Source organism: Pontibacter aydingkolensis, from assembly GCF_019443125.1.
Taxonomy (GTDB): domain Bacteria; phylum Bacteroidota; class Bacteroidia; order Cytophagales; family Hymenobacteraceae; genus Pontibacter; species Pontibacter aydingkolensis.
In genome coordinates, this window is the sequence record NZ_JAHYXK010000005.1 from 70,391 (window position 1) to 86,717 (window position 16,327).

At 42.6% G+C, this 16,327-nt stretch carries 15 protein-coding genes; 3 read left to right on the forward strand and 12 right to left on the reverse strand.

Going from position 1 to position 16,327, the window contains the following annotated elements; translation table 11 throughout:
• Positions 1 to 4 precede the first annotated feature (4 nt).
• On the forward strand, positions 5 to 1,822 hold the full coding sequence (uvrC, locus tag K0O23_RS07935; protein ID WP_219876878.1) for an excinuclease ABC subunit UvrC: 1,818 nt from the start codon (positions 5 to 7) through the stop codon (positions 1,820 to 1,822).
• A gap of 88 nt (positions 1,823 to 1,910) precedes the next feature.
• Here the strand turns inward: uvrC and porN are convergent, their stop codons facing one another.
• The 10 genes from porN to lipB all read right to left on the reverse strand — a co-directional run bounded on the left by porN (position 1,911) and on the right by lipB (position 11,973).
• Positions 1,911 to 2,768, reverse strand: a complete 858-nt coding sequence (porN, locus tag K0O23_RS07940; protein ID WP_219876879.1) for a type IX secretion system ring subunit PorN/GldN — start codon at positions 2,766 to 2,768, stop codon at positions 1,911 to 1,913.
• 20 nt (positions 2,769 to 2,788) lie between these two features.
• Positions 2,789 to 4,387 carry a type IX secretion system motor protein PorM/GldM gene (porM, locus tag K0O23_RS07945; RefSeq protein ID WP_219876880.1) on the reverse strand — a complete coding sequence of 533 codons (1,599 nt, stop codon included), beginning with the start codon at positions 4,385 to 4,387 and terminating at the stop codon, positions 2,789 to 2,791.
• A 50-nt stretch (positions 4,388 to 4,437) separates the two neighbouring features.
• Positions 4,438 to 5,235 carry a type IX secretion system motor protein PorL/GldL gene (gene porL, locus K0O23_RS07950; RefSeq protein WP_219876881.1) on the reverse strand — a complete coding sequence of 266 codons (798 nt, stop codon included), beginning with the start codon at positions 5,233 to 5,235 and terminating at the stop codon, positions 4,438 to 4,440.
• 64 nt (positions 5,236 to 5,299) lie between these two features.
• The gene (gene porK, locus K0O23_RS07955; RefSeq protein WP_219876882.1) at positions 5,300 to 6,319 is read right to left on the reverse strand and encodes a T9SS ring complex lipoprotein PorK/GldK; all 1,020 of its coding nucleotides are present in this window, start codon (positions 6,317 to 6,319) and stop codon (positions 5,300 to 5,302) included.
• A 225-nt stretch (positions 6,320 to 6,544) separates the two neighbouring features.
• A complete protein-coding gene (locus K0O23_RS07960; RefSeq protein ID WP_219876883.1) occupies positions 6,545 to 7,504 on the reverse strand; it encodes a PorP/SprF family type IX secretion system membrane protein in 960 nt (319 codons plus the stop codon).
• 163 nt (positions 7,505 to 7,667) lie between these two features.
• Positions 7,668 to 8,474 (reverse strand): uroporphyrinogen-III synthase, encoded by an 807-nt coding sequence (locus tag K0O23_RS07965; protein ID WP_219876884.1) that lies wholly within the window; start codon positions 8,472 to 8,474, stop codon positions 7,668 to 7,670.
• Between the two features lie 54 nt (positions 8,475 to 8,528).
• Positions 8,529 to 9,635 (reverse strand): DUF4271 domain-containing protein, encoded by a 1,107-nt coding sequence (locus tag K0O23_RS07970; RefSeq protein WP_246596993.1) that lies wholly within the window; start codon positions 9,633 to 9,635, stop codon positions 8,529 to 8,531.
• A 49-nt stretch (positions 9,636 to 9,684) separates the two neighbouring features.
• Positions 9,685 to 10,734, reverse strand: a complete 1,050-nt coding sequence (locus K0O23_RS07975; RefSeq protein ID WP_219876885.1) for an MraY family glycosyltransferase — start codon at positions 10,732 to 10,734, stop codon at positions 9,685 to 9,687.
• A gap of 115 nt (positions 10,735 to 10,849) precedes the next feature.
• Complete coding sequence (locus K0O23_RS07980; RefSeq protein WP_219876886.1) at positions 10,850 to 11,254, reverse strand: hypothetical protein; 405 nt, start codon at positions 11,252 to 11,254, stop codon at positions 10,850 to 10,852.
• Positions 11,255 to 11,259: 5 nt separating this feature from the next.
• The gene (lipB, locus tag K0O23_RS07985; RefSeq protein WP_219876887.1) at positions 11,260 to 11,973 is read right to left on the reverse strand and encodes a lipoyl(octanoyl) transferase LipB; all 714 of its coding nucleotides are present in this window, start codon (positions 11,971 to 11,973) and stop codon (positions 11,260 to 11,262) included.
• A 222-nt stretch (positions 11,974 to 12,195) separates the two neighbouring features.
• On the opposite strand from lipB, the gene K0O23_RS07990 reads away from it, so the two are divergent.
• Complete coding sequence (locus K0O23_RS07990) at positions 12,196 to 12,558, forward strand: YraN family protein (RefSeq protein ID WP_219876888.1); 363 nt, start codon at positions 12,196 to 12,198, stop codon at positions 12,556 to 12,558.
• Here K0O23_RS07990 and K0O23_RS07995 read toward each other — a convergent pair.
• Positions 12,555 to 13,472 (reverse strand): toxin-antitoxin system YwqK family antitoxin, encoded by a 918-nt coding sequence (locus tag K0O23_RS07995; protein WP_219876889.1) that lies wholly within the window; start codon positions 13,470 to 13,472, stop codon positions 12,555 to 12,557. The two genes, K0O23_RS07990 and K0O23_RS07995, sit on opposite strands and share 4 nt — an antisense overlap.
• A gap of 316 nt (positions 13,473 to 13,788) precedes the next feature.
• On the reverse strand, positions 13,789 to 15,615 hold the full coding sequence (gene htpG / locus K0O23_RS08000; RefSeq protein WP_219876890.1) for a molecular chaperone HtpG: 1,827 nt from the start codon (positions 15,613 to 15,615) through the stop codon (positions 13,789 to 13,791).
• Positions 15,616 to 15,877: 262 nt separating this feature from the next.
• Here htpG and K0O23_RS08005 point away from each other — a divergent pair, with 262 nt between their 5' ends.
• Positions 15,878 to 16,201 (forward strand): hypothetical protein, encoded by a 324-nt coding sequence (locus tag K0O23_RS08005; RefSeq protein ID WP_219876891.1) that lies wholly within the window; start codon positions 15,878 to 15,880, stop codon positions 16,199 to 16,201.
• Positions 16,202 to 16,327: the final 126 nt, after the last annotated feature.

A 16,327-nucleotide genomic window follows, 5' to 3' on the forward strand; every position in this document is an offset into this window, starting at 1 on the left:
TTCTATGCCAGCCAACGAAAAGCTGAAGGAACAGATATCACACCTGCCGCACAAACCCGGCATCTATAAATTTTTCGACGAAAAAGGCATTATCTATGTAGGCAAAGCAGTTGATATAAGAAAGCGCGTCAGCTCTTATTTCAACCGCTCTGCCCAGCATAATAAAAAAACGCTCAAGCTGATCTCCCAGATCAGGCACATCGAATTTACCATTGTAGACACTGAGGCAGATGCTTTCCTTTTGGAAAACAATCTCATAAAGCAGTATCAGCCCAAGTATAACATCCTTCTCAAGGACGGTAAAACATACCCTTACATCTGTATACTTAACGAGCGCTTCCCAAGGGTTATCAGCACACGCAATAAGATAAACGATGGCTCGCGTTACTTTGGGCCCTACCCAAGTGTTACCACTATGTATGTGGTGCTAGACCTGATCCGGACACTTTATCCGCTTCGTACTTGTACATATAATCTGTCTCCAGAAAACATTGCTGCCGGTAAATTCAAAGTATGCCTGGAGTACCATATAGGCAATTGCAAGGGGCCCTGTGAAAACCTGGAAGATGAGACACAGTATAACTACTATATTTCTCAGATCAGAAATATACTTTCCGGTAACCTTTCTGTAGCCAAAAACTATTTTAAAGAGCAAATGGCCGCTGCCGCCGCAGACTACCAGTATGAACTGGCACATCAGTATAAGCAGAAGCTTGATATGCTCGAAGATTTTCAAGTAAAGTCTACCATTGTGAGTAATACTCTCACTAACATTGATGTGTTTACGATTACGAGTAACGAAAAATGCTCCTTCCTTAACTACCTTAAAGTTATGAATGGCTCTATTATACTTACACAGTCACTTGAGATAGAGAAAAAGCTTGAGGAGGATGATGCTGATATACTTGCTTCTGTAATTGTACAGCTACGCCAGGAGTTTGAAAGCACTTCCAGAGAAATTGTCACCAACTTGGAGGTTAATTTGCCTTTAGACAACCTCACTGTTTCTCAACCGCAGATAGGTGACAAACGAAAGCTGATCAATTTATCGCTAAAGAATGCCATGTATCTGCGCAAAGAGCGCGAAGGACGACAGGAGAAGAATAAAGACCTCAGCGACCAACGTGAGATCCGCGTGCTAGAGACACTGAAGAAAGACCTCCGCCTCACAGAGCTTCCGCGCCAGATCGAGTGCTTTGACAATTCCAATTTTCAGGGCGACAATTCGGTTGCATCAATGGTTTGTTTCAAAAATGGCAAGCCTAGCAAGAAAGATTACCGTCACTTTAACATTAAAACAGTAATTGGTTCAAATGATTTTGAGTCGATGTATGAGATTGTGACGCGCCGTTACAAGCGCCTGCTTAACGAGAAGCAGCCTTTGCCGCAGTTAATTATTATCGATGGAGGCAAAGGACAGCTAAGTATGGCTGTTAAGGCTTTGAAAGAATTAGGCCTTTATGGTAAGATTGCTATAATTGGCATCGCTAAGCGGCTGGAAGAAATTTTCTACCCCGGTGATAGCTTGCCTCTATACATTGATAAAAAATCGGAGTCTCTTAAACTTATTCAGCGCCTGCGCAATGAGGCGCACCGTTTTGCCATCACTTTTCATCGAAGCAAACGCGATGCCGGCACCCTTAAAACAGAACTTACTGATGTAAAAGGCATTGGCCCTGCCACTGCCGAGGCTTTGCTCTTAAAGTATAAATCTGTTAAAAAATTAAAGGAGCTTTCGCACCATGAACTCGTAACTGAGGTTGGCAAAGCAAAGGCGGATATACTTTTCAACTATTTCAGATCTCAGGAAACATCTTCTTAATTTCCTTTACTGTATATTTTATAGTTGCTTATACTACAAAAAAAAGGCGACTTTTGCAAGTCGCCTTTTTTGATTTATACTTTTTGTACTAGTAGCTCCACAAGCTGTATTCGTACTCAATTAATGCTTCTGCAGCATCCTGAGCAGCTAACAAGCCTTTTTTACCTCCGCCGTAGATATCAGAAAGACCTCTATCATTAGGGTTAGATATTTTAGTGATGTATGAGCTAAATAACCACAGGTCAAATGCATCTGCCAGGTTTTTGTGCTGGGCATCGTTCTGTGCATTATACCATATGGCAACATCCGGGTTATTGCGGAACACTCTAACCAGATCACTCATTTTAAAGCTTGCAACTGGCATCTCTATACCTAGCGGATGCAGCGTTGATGGCACTTTTAATGAGATCGTCTGGATGTCGTGGTACATGCGTGAACGCTTTTTATCGAACACTACATTCTCCTTTAACTCCAATAGGTATAATTGCTTCGGGAAATACTCATTGCTTACAGGAGCGGCATCAGCTGCAGCATCTTTACCTAGTGCAGCACCCCAAGGGTCATCTTCCTGCTTCTGCTTTCCAAAGCCGGCAGCAATTTCTTCATCAGTTAGCTGCTCGCCTGTTTCTTTTGGAGTGATGTTAGCCATGAATTCCTCTCTCGTGATCGGCGTGCTTACAGAGTCAGTCTTGTAGGCTACAAGCTCTCCGCTTTTAACAGCATTGATGATGATCTTTGTTATTTCTCTGTTTTCAGAGAACAAAGGCCTGTTTTGCTTTTCACGTAAGTCTATTTTGCGCCATACTGTTTTCTTAAACAGTACATCATGCTCCGGAATAGGTCTTGCTGAAGGATTGCTTGATGCAGTAGTTGATACCTGCTGTGCCATGGCACCCGCTGATAACATAATGCCTGCTGCTACACCTATTACTTTAACTAATTTCATACTCCTGTAATAATCGTTTTTTAGTTCAGAGGAACAATGAAGTTTCCATCTCCTGTTTTGGCATCAACGGCTTCACCTCTATAGTTAAGGCGTTTTACGTCTAATACCTCAATTACAACTCTGTCGCCTTTATTTGCCTTCGCAGCAAAGTTAGACAGGTTTGCAGTTGGGCCATTATATTCGCCTGTTTCGATTGGTGAATTTCCTCTTACAAGGTAGGCTCTCCACTTTGTTACTCTATAACGTGCTTCGTTAGGTAATAATTGTTTGAAGCCTTCATCAGCTACTGCCTGTATTTCTACTGCTCTGATAGACTGCGCAGGAACACCGCGCTTAACATCTATTGGGCGGCCATTTACCAACGGAACAAGCTCTGGCTTAGGCATTGGTCTTACTTTAAATCTTTCAGAGCCGATTGCGTTGCCGCCACTATTTACGTTGATTGTTACTTCAGTAGAGTTAGGGATGATTGTTACCATACCTTTTTTAGCACCCTTGATAGCAGAACCACCGCTGGCAGTAAAGCTAGGATCGTAGATTGCACCAAGTGCAGGAACCTGTATATTCAGTTCGTTAGCACAACCAAAGTATAATGCCTGAACCGCTGCAGACTGCACCTGGATAACTGGTTTTGCAACAATGTACTCTTCAGTTACAGTAAACGTAGTATCGCGCCCGCCCTGGTTAATTGTTACTTGACCTTTCCAGGTTTGCTTTGAATTACCCTCTGCATCATAGTTTGAAGCTGAAGCGGTAAACTCTACCTGACCTAAGCCGTTAACAACTTTTACAGGCTTGCCCTGATAACTCATTGTTGGAACAATCGCATCAGAAGAAGCAGCGATAAACATATCCGCTTTATACTTTGTACCAGCTGCTACTGTCTTAGACTCAGCTCTGGCCATTGCAAATATCTTCTCAAATTTGATAATGTCAGCACCTACTTTTTGTGCAAGCTGCTGCAAAGCATCTGCTTCATACTTCAGAACTTCGTTTTCTTTCTGAGAAAGAACTGCCAAAGCAGCTACCATCGGTGTTTCACCAAAGTTTAGCTCTGCAAAGTCTTTATTCTTCTGCGATTTGTCATTCTTAGCAACAGGATCTTCTTTGCCATCATAAGCAAGTTGATCTGGAGTGTTTGGATTATACTGCTTTAGGAATTTAGCATAGTCATTTAGCTTATCCTTTAGTTTGTATGCTTCCCCGTTTCTCTTGTTCGCCGCGCCAATCATCATCATGGCAACTTTGTCCTCCCCACTTGGGTTGGCATACTGATTTGGGTCATCTTCGCTTACGCCACCTGTAGTCTTAATAAGATCTTCTCTCAATGAGCGAATGTATGTTACTAATTCAGTGGTCTGCTGTCTGATCTCCTCGGCACTTTTCATTACTCGTGCGTCTGCGGATCTATTACCGCCTTTATCTACAGCGGATTTTATATTGGATAGAACGCCGGCATTATCTGTTTGTGTCTTCCCGTTCACTCCCATCAAACTTTGATCGAGGAACTGGAATTTTAACAGGATAGCCGAGTTCACTTGTAGGGCGAGAAGGGCGGTCAGTACGAGGTACATCATACCGATCATCTTCTGCCGTGGTGTCTCTTTTCCTCCAGCCATTTTTAACTACTTTAACTGTTGTTTTCTTGTTGATTTAGAACTTCTGAGAATTAACCACGCATAGCTGTCAGCATGTTACCATACACTGTGTTTAACGAGTGCAGGTTCTGCGTTAAGCGCGAAACTTCTTCTTTGAATTGTTCTGTGTCTTTGCTGGCGTCAGTTAAATTTTCCATGGCCATTGTCAGGTTGCCATAGAATTTATTCATCGCCTTCAGATGGTTATTTGCGTCCTGAAGTTCCATTTCGTAAACAGCGTTCAGTGCTCCCAGGTTCCTGGTCATGTCCTGAATCTGGTTGTGGTACTCTTTTGCGTCTACTGTAGAGCCAGCCATGTGCGACAATGCCTCTGCTGTTGTAGCATATGCCTTGTTCATGTTATCCAACTGGTCAGCAGCAGCTCTTACACGTACAGTATAATCCTGAGTTGCTACAGTAGCCTGGCTCATATCTGTTAATTGTGCAGTTGTTTCGCTAAGTCTGTTCAAGCCTAATCCAAGGCTGTTGATAGTATCTGGCGTGATATCTGCATCACGCATCATGTCATCAAGTTTTTTAGTTAATGAAGATCCTCCAGATACGGAAGGAGCCATCAAAGCCTCTCCTGAATAATCATCTGCTAGCTGAGGGTAAACTCTAGCCCAATCCGGATCATGTGGCTGCGGCTGGAACGCACTTAAGGCAAAGATAACAGCCTCAGTTCCTAGACCCACAATTAGCATTATGTCGGCACCAGCCCAGTGCTGGATCTTAAATAATGCTCCGACAATTACGACTGCTGCACCAATACCATAAATTTTAGGCATCAATACGTCGTATAAAAAGCTGCGACCTTTAGGTTTGCTCATTTTGATTTAATTAATAAGTGAACGATTGGATTATAGGGTTTTGTAAATTTGGGTTTTGTAATTACTATCTGAATTCTCTGCCTGAAGATCTGCCTAAGTAGATCATGGCGTTACGGAAGCCAACAAATGATCTGGCTGAGTCTTGGTATTCAAAATTACGTGTACCTGTTTCCAGGAAATAAGCAATATCTTTCCACGAACCACCTCTTATAACTTTTCTTGGCTCGTTATCATCATTGTATACTGGGTTCAAATCCCATACTACCGGAACAGAAGCATCATAGTAAGCATCTTCGCACCATTCTGCTACGTTACCGGCCATATCATATAGGCCAAAGTCATTAGGGAAATATTGTGCTACCGGAGCAGTATATGAGAAACCATCACTATAATAGTCGCCGCGGCCTGGCTTAAAGTTAGCCAGCAAGCAGCCTTTGCCATTGCGTAGATAAGGTCCGCCCCAAGGGAAAACAGACATATCGCGTCCGCCTCTTGCAGCGTACTCCCACTCCGCTTCTGTTGGCAAACGGAATTTAGGCATTGGTGCACGTCCGTCTTCAGCATTTGCAGCATTCTTCAGTTTTGTTCTCCAATCACTGAAGTATTTTGCAGCAAACCAGTCTACACCTACCACCGGATAGTCATCAAAGGCAGGATGAGAGAAATAGTATTCCATCAGGGGATCACCCATGTGGTAACTAAAATCTTTTACCCATACAGTTGTATCTGGATATAGTTGAGTCATCACAAACTCTTCACCTAACACATCTAAAGAGTCTTCCATCATCACCTGGATAAACTGGCGGTACTCATTGTTTGTGATCTCAGTTTCATCCATATAAAAGCCACTGATAGTCACCTGCTTGTTCAGGTTGGCCATAGAAGCTGCTATATCCTGATCGGCCTGGCCCATGTGAAATGTACCACCCGGACAAGGCACCATACCATAAGGCACTTCCTGAGCATTGTACTCCGGACGGTCATCTACACCCACAAGATCGCCCTGTGGTCCTCTTCTAAGTCCGCAGCTTGCAAGCAGTACTACCGCCAAAGCGAAGGAAGACAGCTTAAGTAGTTTGTTCATATTGAGTAATAAAAAGTAAATTTTTCCAGCAATATTAATTTAATACACTTTTTCGAGTGTAGCAAATATAAAAGGTTTAACAACAAATAAAAAACAATTCATCACGACACATATTTATTATTTTTTAACGCCGTAATAAACTGATTATTATTATAATAGAATCTATTTTTTTACATCATTTTTCTAAGAAGCACTATGGAGCTACCCCTTCTTAGTTATATTTTTTTATCTGGAGAAGTTATACCGTGGCGTTCTTACTGGGGGCTTAAACCTGATCACAGGCTCTGGTAATCTGTAGTTTACCATAACTTCATGGGAAGTAGGCGCTTTTGCCTCCCGGTTAAATGTTGTGAAATCAAACGCATACCCTACTCTTAAAGCATTATCTTCAAATAAAGACAATCCAATAAGCGCACTAACAGCTTCTTTATGTCGATAATTCACTCCGGCCCAATATTTTTCACTGTAAGTGAGTCTTGTACCCGCATCAAAAGAAAATGTTTCGGTATCATGCTTTAAAAGAACTGTAGGAGTTACTTCCAGGTTGTTGGAAACCGCCAGATTATAGCCGGCGGTCACATAGATATGGTTCTCTCCGAGAAACTTGCCTGTGCCAGCTCTTGCAGAATCTGCGAACTCATACTGTGCATTTAAAAGATTTGTTACACCACCACCGGCATAAAATGTTTCAGACTGGTACCACACACCTGCTCCCAAATCATACTTTGTGTCAGAAGTGTTAAAAGGCACACTCGGATCTCCCTCATCAATGGCTCTGTATCTGCCTTTCTTTATATTATTTAGATTACCCTGTATGCCTAGCCCAAGCTTATTCTCACCAATGTTTATATGAAAAGAGTAGGATATTGCTGCAGTAAGAAAAGTAGTATTGGCAATTTTGTCGCGCATCAGGTTTATGCCTAATCCACCATGCAGCAGCCTCACCGGAGCATGGGCAGTTAAAAGCAATGTCTGAGGAGATCCGCCATCATCAAAAGTAGCATCATAGCCCAACCATTGATAGCGGTAAATCGACATTATTTCCGGACGATTTGTTATACCTGTATAAGCCGGGCTTATCTGCATGCCATTAAAGCCGTAGTGGGTGAACTGCGGTTGTTGCTGGCCCCATGCCATGGTCTGGCAAAACAGCATCAGCAACAGAAGGGGTAGAAGCTTTCTCATAGGCGATAGCAAGAAGGCAAGATTTTATATGATCCGGTAAAGAGAAGCACTAGACCAAATATAGTTATTTAACGTTAAAACGCAAAAGCTAGTATAATTCTTACGATACTAGCTTTTGCGTTTTAATATTAAGTAAAACCTGAATAAAAGTTACGTTAAATAACTATTTTTTCGTCTCCTTCTTTTTCTGATTCTGAATGTATACTTCTATTGCGCCTGTCATAGAAGGGGCATTTGGCATAGGTGCTTCAATATCCAGCTCCAAGCCTGCATCTCTTACTGCCTTGGCAGTTGTAGGACCAAATGCAGCTATACGCGTATTATTTTGCTTAAAGTCCGGGAAGTTGATGAAAAGAGATGTTATACCAGATGGGCTAAAAAATGCCAGGCAATCATACGTTACATCATCTAAGTCTGACAAGTCAGCTGCTACAGTCTTATAGATAATAGCCTCTGAGTGCTTTATCTTGTTGGCCTGCAAAAACTCAGGAATATCCTCTTTGCGGATGTTAGAGCATGGGAACAGGAAATTTTCGTTCTTGTGCTTCTTGATCACCTCAAACAGATCCTTAGCCGTTTTTTCGCCAACAAACAACTTGCGCTTGCGCAATGTAATGTACTTTTGCAGATAGTAAGCCGTTTGATCAGAAATACAGAAGTACTTCATATCGGCAGGCATCTCGATTTTGCTTTCCTGGCAGATCCTGAAAAAGTGATCTACAGCATTACGGCTTGTAAAAATAACAGCAGTATGCGAAAGTATGTCTACTTTATCCTTTCTAAACTCTTTGAAAGGCACTGGCTCTACCTCAATAAAAGCTCTGAAGTCTACTTTGATATCATACTTTTCTGCAATTGATAAGTATGGAGAGTTATCTGTGGTAGGCTGTGGCTGTGTAACCAGAATACTCTTTATAGGAATCTTGTGTCTTTCAGGGTTTGCACTTCCCTTTTCTTTACTTTCAGCCATATAATAAATGCGGTTTTTAAACTTTCACCTGCGCTACCGCTGCAAACTGTGTTTTTAGAAACTAAAAACAATTAATTTCAACACGATTGCCAGCGGAATTACTTCCGTGGCGCAAAGGTATGAAAATAAATGCAAATTTAGTACAGTAGCTTTCTTATTTACTACTACAAACACCCGCAGCACAGCAAGCAACAACAGTAACGATACCAGCACATTAGACACCATTAAAATAATCTCTGGGATGTAAGCATTCATGGAAAGATACAACAGCATCACAAAAGGCAGGAAAATGCCCAGGAAAAGAAGAGTTTTTATAAACTCTCTGTACTGTACCTCTACTACCTCTTCTAAGCCAAAGATATAAGCCATGATCTTCAGAAAAAGGTATTTAATTATTATAAAAACGAATATTACCAAAGTATAAAGGCTGATCTTGGTTGTGATATCCGCCTCTGATACCGGGAACAAACGATTAAAAAGCCGGATATGCTGCACATTAGTATGAATGGCCGCAATAAGCAGCGCCAAAGACAATGAAAATGCTAATATAAACAGGATACTTGACCACGAGCTAATAGGCTTTGCCAATACACCCTCATCAAGTCGATTAGTACGCCCGCCAGCTCTTACATCAAATAAAGCCTGAAAATCGGAAGGATAATTCATTCGCAACCACCCATACACAAGTCCAATAACAAGCAGGAAAATTATAAATGTATTCTGATTAACGTAGTCCCGAATCCGGATAGAAAGTGGGCGCTGCCCCGGCTCTTTATCCTGACTTATCTGTTGCACATCGTTGTAAAACCCTTTTATGTTAGGCTGCTGCGATGGGTGCCACACTGTAAGCAACACTTTACCCGTTGCAGGTTTCAAATCGCTTACAAAAGCTGACAGGTTAAGTTTATATGTTGCAGTAGAGTCGGCTTTAAAAATTAATTTATTGTTCAGAAAAAGGCTTAAATCCTTTTGAGCCGTAAATCCGATCAGAAAGGGCTGAGAGGGCGCTATTGTAACCCACTGGTGTAATGATCGCTGTTTTGAGTGCACACTAGCTACATAGGGAACCAACTCCTGTGTCTCACTCTGGTACACGAGCCACTCACTGGTTAAGGTATTGCTTTGCTCTAATGGCAGTACCTGCGCTGCTGTTTTTGGCAACAGGTTAAGCAGAGCTGCAATTAAAAAGGCAAAATATAAATAACCTGCCTTAGGCTTTAGAAACACTCTGCGCACCACGGGATTTATAAACTCCTAAAAATATACTTAACAGCACAGAAAAGGCAGACAACGCCAATAACACATTAAAATTACCCCATGCGCCGAATGCTACAACAAACAAGATAACCGCCAGATTAATGGCAGCCAACACTAATACAGTACCTGTTTGTGACAAACCCATACCCAAAAGATTATGATGTATATGATTCTTGTCTGGCACAAACGGAGAGGAACCCTTAAGGATGCGTATCAGGAATACGCGAATCGTATCGAAAAGCGGGATGAACAAGACACCCAGCGCCACAGATGGAGCAGCCGAAACTACGCGCATCTCAATAAACTGAATAGCCAGTACAGAAAGAATAAATCCGCACAATAAAGAACCTGTATCGCCCATAAAAATGGTTGCTTTACGAAAGTTATACCTTAGAAACCCAAGTATACCCCCCACCAGGCAAAAAGCTACTGTGGCATAATTCCCGTAATCAGCGCCGCCAAGCAAGAAAAAGTAAACCCCAAACGTGCTGGCTGCGATGACTACCAGCGTGCCGGCGAGGCCATCCAGGCCATCTATCAGGTTAATGGCATTGGTTATTCCAATCACCACTATAAAAGTAAAGGCGTAACTAGTACCTATTTCCAACTCCCCCACACCAAAAATACCCTGGAAGCTTGTTACTCTGATATCTGCCATAAAAATAACAATGCCCGTGGCCAGAATCTGTACGGCAAACTTTTTTAAAGCAGATATATTTATCAGATCATCTTTAAGACCTATAAAGAAAAGCATGATGCAGCCAGCCAGCAGCTGCTGCACACCGTTGTTAAGATCTGAGAAAATAGTAAGTGCCGACATAAAACCGGCAAACATGGCTCCGCCTCCCAGCCTTGGCGTGGACTCTGCGTGAATAGTACGCCCGTTAGGAAGATCCAGAATGTTTTTTAAATGCGCCACTCTTATAATAGAGGGCACAGCAAATATAGCTATAAGGAAAGCCCAACTGGATGCAAGTATAAGGGGGAGTAGTTGTTGATCCATAAAGTTATGGGCAGGGTTAAGCAGTACTTTAAAGTAAATTAATAAACGTTACATTTCCTATATAGGACCTCTTAACAACACTTTTGTTCAATTTTATATCTATGGCAGCTGTAAGTTAAGAGTGCAGCACGCCCCGCAACTTTAGCATTCCAATGTCGATCAGGTTCTCTTCTGTGATAGCGCCGGGTACGAAAACAAATTTCTTGTCGTATATCTGCCTGTCGATATAGTAGCTAACCCAATACTCATTGTTGATATGAAAAATCGCAGGGTCGATAGGCTCTATCTTCACAGAGCTTTTAGGCTCTACACGCTCAAACATATGCCGAAGTACAGAGGTCTTTACTTCGTTGCCGTCCAGAATGCCATAGCCCTTTGAGGTTATAAGCACATTCTCCAGCGGATAATCATTATTGTTTAACAAGTATACATTCCAGACAGCTTCGCCTTGCTCATTTGTTTCGGTGGCAATAGCTATTGCAATACCTTCTACCGAGCCAAAATCAATATCCTTTTTCATGTTTATTATTCTGTGATCTCAGCCTCAAACAAAGCGGCTATGTGTTTCTTTAGTTTTTCTTCTACCTCTGCCATTGGCACTTCACGACCCAGTTCTTTTGCAAGCGAGGTTACTTTTTTATCTGAAATGCCACACGGCACTATGTTATCGAAGTAATTGAGGTCGGCGTTTATATTAAAGGCAAACCCGTGCATGGTTACCCAGCGGCTGCACTTTACGCCCATCGCGCATATCTTTCGTGGGTTTAGTTGTGCCTTGTGGTCCAGCCACACACCAGTTAAGCCTGCAATTCGGCCAGCCTCTATACCATACTCTGCCAGTGTAAGTATAACAGCCTCCTCCAGCAGGCGCAGGTACTTATGTATATCAGTAAAAAAGTTCTCAAGATCCAGGATAGGGTAGCCCACAATCTGGCCCGGGCCATGGTACGTAATATCGCCGCCGCGGTTGATCTTGTAGTAAGTGGCCCCCCTGGCTTTAAGGCCCTCCTCGTTTATCAGCAAATGTGATTCGTGCCCACTTTTACCTAATGTATATACATGCGGATGAGAACAAAACAACAGGTAATTAGGTGTCTGTACCTGCTCCTCAGGCATAGCCTTACGGTTTTGTACTTTAAGATCCAGCACACCAGTAAATACCTTATCCTGGTAATCCCAAGCCTCTTTATAATCAATCAGCCCAAGGTGCTTAAACTGTATTTTTTTGTTCTGTAACACAACCGTATACGTTATTTGTTGTAGGCATTTTACCCAAACATTAAGTTACAGGCCACAGCTGTTGTATAACTTCCAAGCCTTAACTTTAATCGGGTTGTCAAGTATAAATACCCATCTTGTTCAAGCTGAAGAAACCTAATACAAGCCTGTAATATAAGCTCTTATCTATATTATTATACTTGTTAGCTGATTCACAAGCTTGGTGCAAATTACGAGTTTTAGATGGCATCTCAAACAAACACCCACATAAGAACAGGCCAGGATGGGGAACAGGCTGCTGCAAACTACCTGCAAGAGCAGGGGTATACTATACTGCAGCGAAATTACAGGTATAGGCGTGCAGAGATAGACATTATTGCCTCACAAGACAATGTACTGGTGTTTGTAGAAGTAAAAACGAGAACGACGGCGGTTTTCGGCTTCCCGGAGATGGCTGTTGGTGCTAAAAAGGAAGAGCAGTTACTGGCAGCGGCTGAAGAATACATTTACCAGACTGGCTGGGACAAGGAGATCAGGTTTGATATTATAGCTATTACGCTTGCCCCAAAACAGGAGATACACCACATCGAAGACGCGTTTTATTAGTTTTGAGCCTGTGAGCGTTTATCAAATTTATCCTTCTCGTAAATAAGCGTGCCGTGGCGGTCATACTCTTTTATCAGGTATGGCTCAAATGGCTTATCATAGGCAGTCTCTGGGTACTGGTATTCGTAATGCCGGCGGCCCCTGAAATCGTAGTGCTGTATCCAGACGCCCACCTTTTTACCTTTCTCATACTTTCCGGTCCATTCCAGTTCGCCATTTTCGTAGAAACGGTAATAAGTGCCCTGTACCTGGCCGTATTCGTAAGGCATTATTTCTTTGATTTTTTTACCGCCATCGTAATAAGTAACTATGGCATCGCGCTGAAATCCTTTTTCGTAGTGTTGCTTGTTAGTCAGGATACCTTCATCGCCTCTTCTGTAGTTCTCCCAGCGTAGGTGCTTGGTGCCTATGTAATAGTAGCCCTCTTCAACAGTATTGCCACCATACTTTTTCTCATAGGGGCCATGCAGCACTTTATATCTGCCTGGATCTACCTCGTCGGCGCTGGTGCGGTAAATTACTTTCTTTTTGGTATCGTAGAAATACTTAAGCGGTGCATAGGGGTTTGGCTCTTTGTATACCGGCAGGTAACTGAATGTCTCGATCTCCTCCCGGCTACCTTTGCCTTTCTTTACAAAGCCACGGCTTACCTTTTCGCCAAGGAAATAGCGTTTGTTGCGTTTCTTTTTACGCTTATTCTGCTTCTCCTCTATTTTATCACCAAACAAACTGGCATCTACTTCCGGGGCTGCGGTATCGGCAGAGACAAGTGCGTTTGTTTTAGCACTCTCTTTTAAACGGGCCTGGTTCAGTTTATAGTCGCTGTTCCATTTAGGCTCACCGCATCCACTCAGGATAATTATACATAACCCTGTTACTAAACTATAAACCAAATACGATGTATGCCTTTTCATCAATTTTGAGTGAGTAACTTTTTATAAATTGCTGAACTATAGATCGGGGAGACTAAATAGGACGAAATAGTTTACAACTACGACCATCGAAAATCCTATGTATCCATTAATCCTGTAAATCCTGATTCAGACAATTTAGCCATTGGGCAATTCAGCCTTCAAGTATAACGTAAAGATGAACATATTTTGTATATCCATCAACACGCCAACTATAACTGCATCTCTATCGCGATAGTTTCACGAGTAGCGGACAGTTAATTAAAAAGGCAGCACCCTGAGGGCACCGCCTTATTCTGGTAGGTATATATTTAATTTACTATTCTTTGTCTATCAGTTCGAAGCTGCGTTTCACGAAAGCTGTAAGCGATGCACCTGACAGCATGTTCTGCGAAAGCAAAGCCAAATCGTAAGCCTGACGCGCAATGCGTGGCCTGTTTTCTTCTTTAGCGTTAAGGATACGCTGGTTCAGGCTGTGGTTCGCATTGATCGTTACATTATACGTATCAGGCATATCACCCATAAACATCATACCGCCGCCACCTGCCTTGCTCATGTCTTTCATGCGGCGCATAAACTCAGGCAGGGTAATTATTACCGGGGCATCGTCCGGGGACATCGGAGCAACCTCTACCATCATATTCTTGTTATCGATAGCTGTCTCGTAAATGCCTTTCAGACTTTCCTTCTCCTTATCGTTCAGTACGCTTTCTTTGGCTTCGTCGCGCTCAATCAACTTGTCTACAGTCTCAGAGTCAACACGCTTCAGGGTGGTTTTCTCAAGCTTCTGCTCCAGCATACCTATAAAGTGACTGTCTATCATCGTATCCAGCTTCAGCACATCATAACCGCGGTTCTGGGCAGCCTCTACAAAAGCATGCTGTTTGTCGGTATCTGTAGTATAAAGCAGCACCAACTGGTCGTTTTTATCTGTCTGGTTTGCCTGCGTAAGGGCTTTATACTCTTCTATAGTATAATATTTGCCATCCACGCTTTGCAGCAATACAAAGTCCTTTGCTTTTTCATAGAACTTATCGTCGCTCAGCATGCCATACTTTACAAACACGTTAATATCTTCCCAGCTGGTCTCGAAAGCAGTGCGATCTTTCTTAAATATCTCGTTCAGTTTATCGGCTACCTTCTTGGTAATGTACGTGTTGATCTTCTTCACGCTGGAGTCGGCCTGCAGGAACGAACGGCTAACATTTAGCGGAATATCAGGTGAATCGATCACTCCGTGCAGCAGCATAAGAAACTCTGGTACAACGTCTTTTACCTCGTCAGTAATAAACACCTGGCGTGAGTACAGCTGTATTTTGTTGCGCTGCAGCTCAAAGTCGTTTTTGATCTTAGGGAAGTATAAAATACCCGTCAGGTTAAACGGATAGTCAACATTAAGATGTATCCAGAACAGCGGAGCCTCTGAGAACGGGTAAAGCTCTTTGTAGAAGCTCTTGTAATCCTCGTCAGTTAGTTCAGATGGCTGTTTTGTCCAGATCGGGTTCGGGTTATTGATGATATCGCCCTCAAACTCTACCGCAACAGGAAGGAACTTACAGTATTTCTCAAGTATAGTTTTGATGCGAGCCGGCTCTAAGAACTCTTCAGAGTCCTGGGCTACGTTAAGTATAACGTTAGTACCGCGCGTTTCTTTATGAGCAGGGGCAATGGCAAACTCGGTGCTACCGTCGCAGGTCCAGTGGGCAGGCTCTGCGCCCTCCTGATAAGATTTGGTAACGATCTCTACACGCTCGGCCACCATAAAGGCAGAGTAAAAGCCTAGACCGAACTGGCCAATTATCTGGTTCTTATCACCGCCAGACTCTTTATAACGCTCTACAAACTCCGAAGCGCCTGAAAAAGCGATCTGGTTGATATACTTCTTGATCTCTTCGGCTGTCATACCAATGCCGTTGTCGGAAATGGTAATGGTTTTGGCATCCTTGTTTACAGACACCACCACTTTTAACTCGCCAAGGTCGCCTTTATACTCTCCGATAGAAGCAAGGCGCTTCATTTTCTGAGTGGCGTCAACAGCGTTGCTTACCAGCTCACGCAGGAAAATCTCGTGATCAGAGTATAAAAACTTCTTAATGATCGGAAAAATATTCTCGGTGTGGATCGAAATACTACCTCTTTCTTCCATGTTTATACTTTAAAGTTATGAATCTTGTCTATAGTCTGTTTGCTGGCTTTCAAATCCTGTTCCATTGTGGTTTGGTTGTTTTTTCTGTGACAGGTTGTCAGAATTTTTTTTGATTGACCTAACAATATGCCGTAAAGGTCATTATTTATGTTTATTATTGACACTTCGGTTTAAACCTTAGGCCATATCCGGACTCTAAAGAATGTCGTAATTACAATTGGGTTGGAATTAATATTACCTTTGATGTAGTTTATACTGTAACGTGAATCGTTTTCTGAGACATATCGCTGTGCTACTTCTATTGCTCTTTATAAGAGCAATGGTGCCTGATGCTCTTTTGACAGGGCTGCACGCGCACGCGCATACCGTTCACTCAGAACAAACCGACACACATAAAGCACAGGTAGGGCAAAAGCACAACCACTGCCCTGTAGAGGACTTGTTTGGAGCGCCCTATCAGTTAGCTGGCAACACTGTTGCTTTCACACATGTAGTTCATACTACCACTTACACGGTACATTACAGCAGTAGCTGGCATGGCACCACCTTACACAATGCCTCACTCCGGGGCCCTCCTTTATCTTAGTTTTCAGCTGTTTTTGATGCGCATTCCCTTCTTTTAACGAAGTATGGATTTCTGTGCTGTATTATTCCAACCCTATCGTTCCGGGCTGGCATTTGCTTCTGGCATTATGTTAGCATATTCAGGACC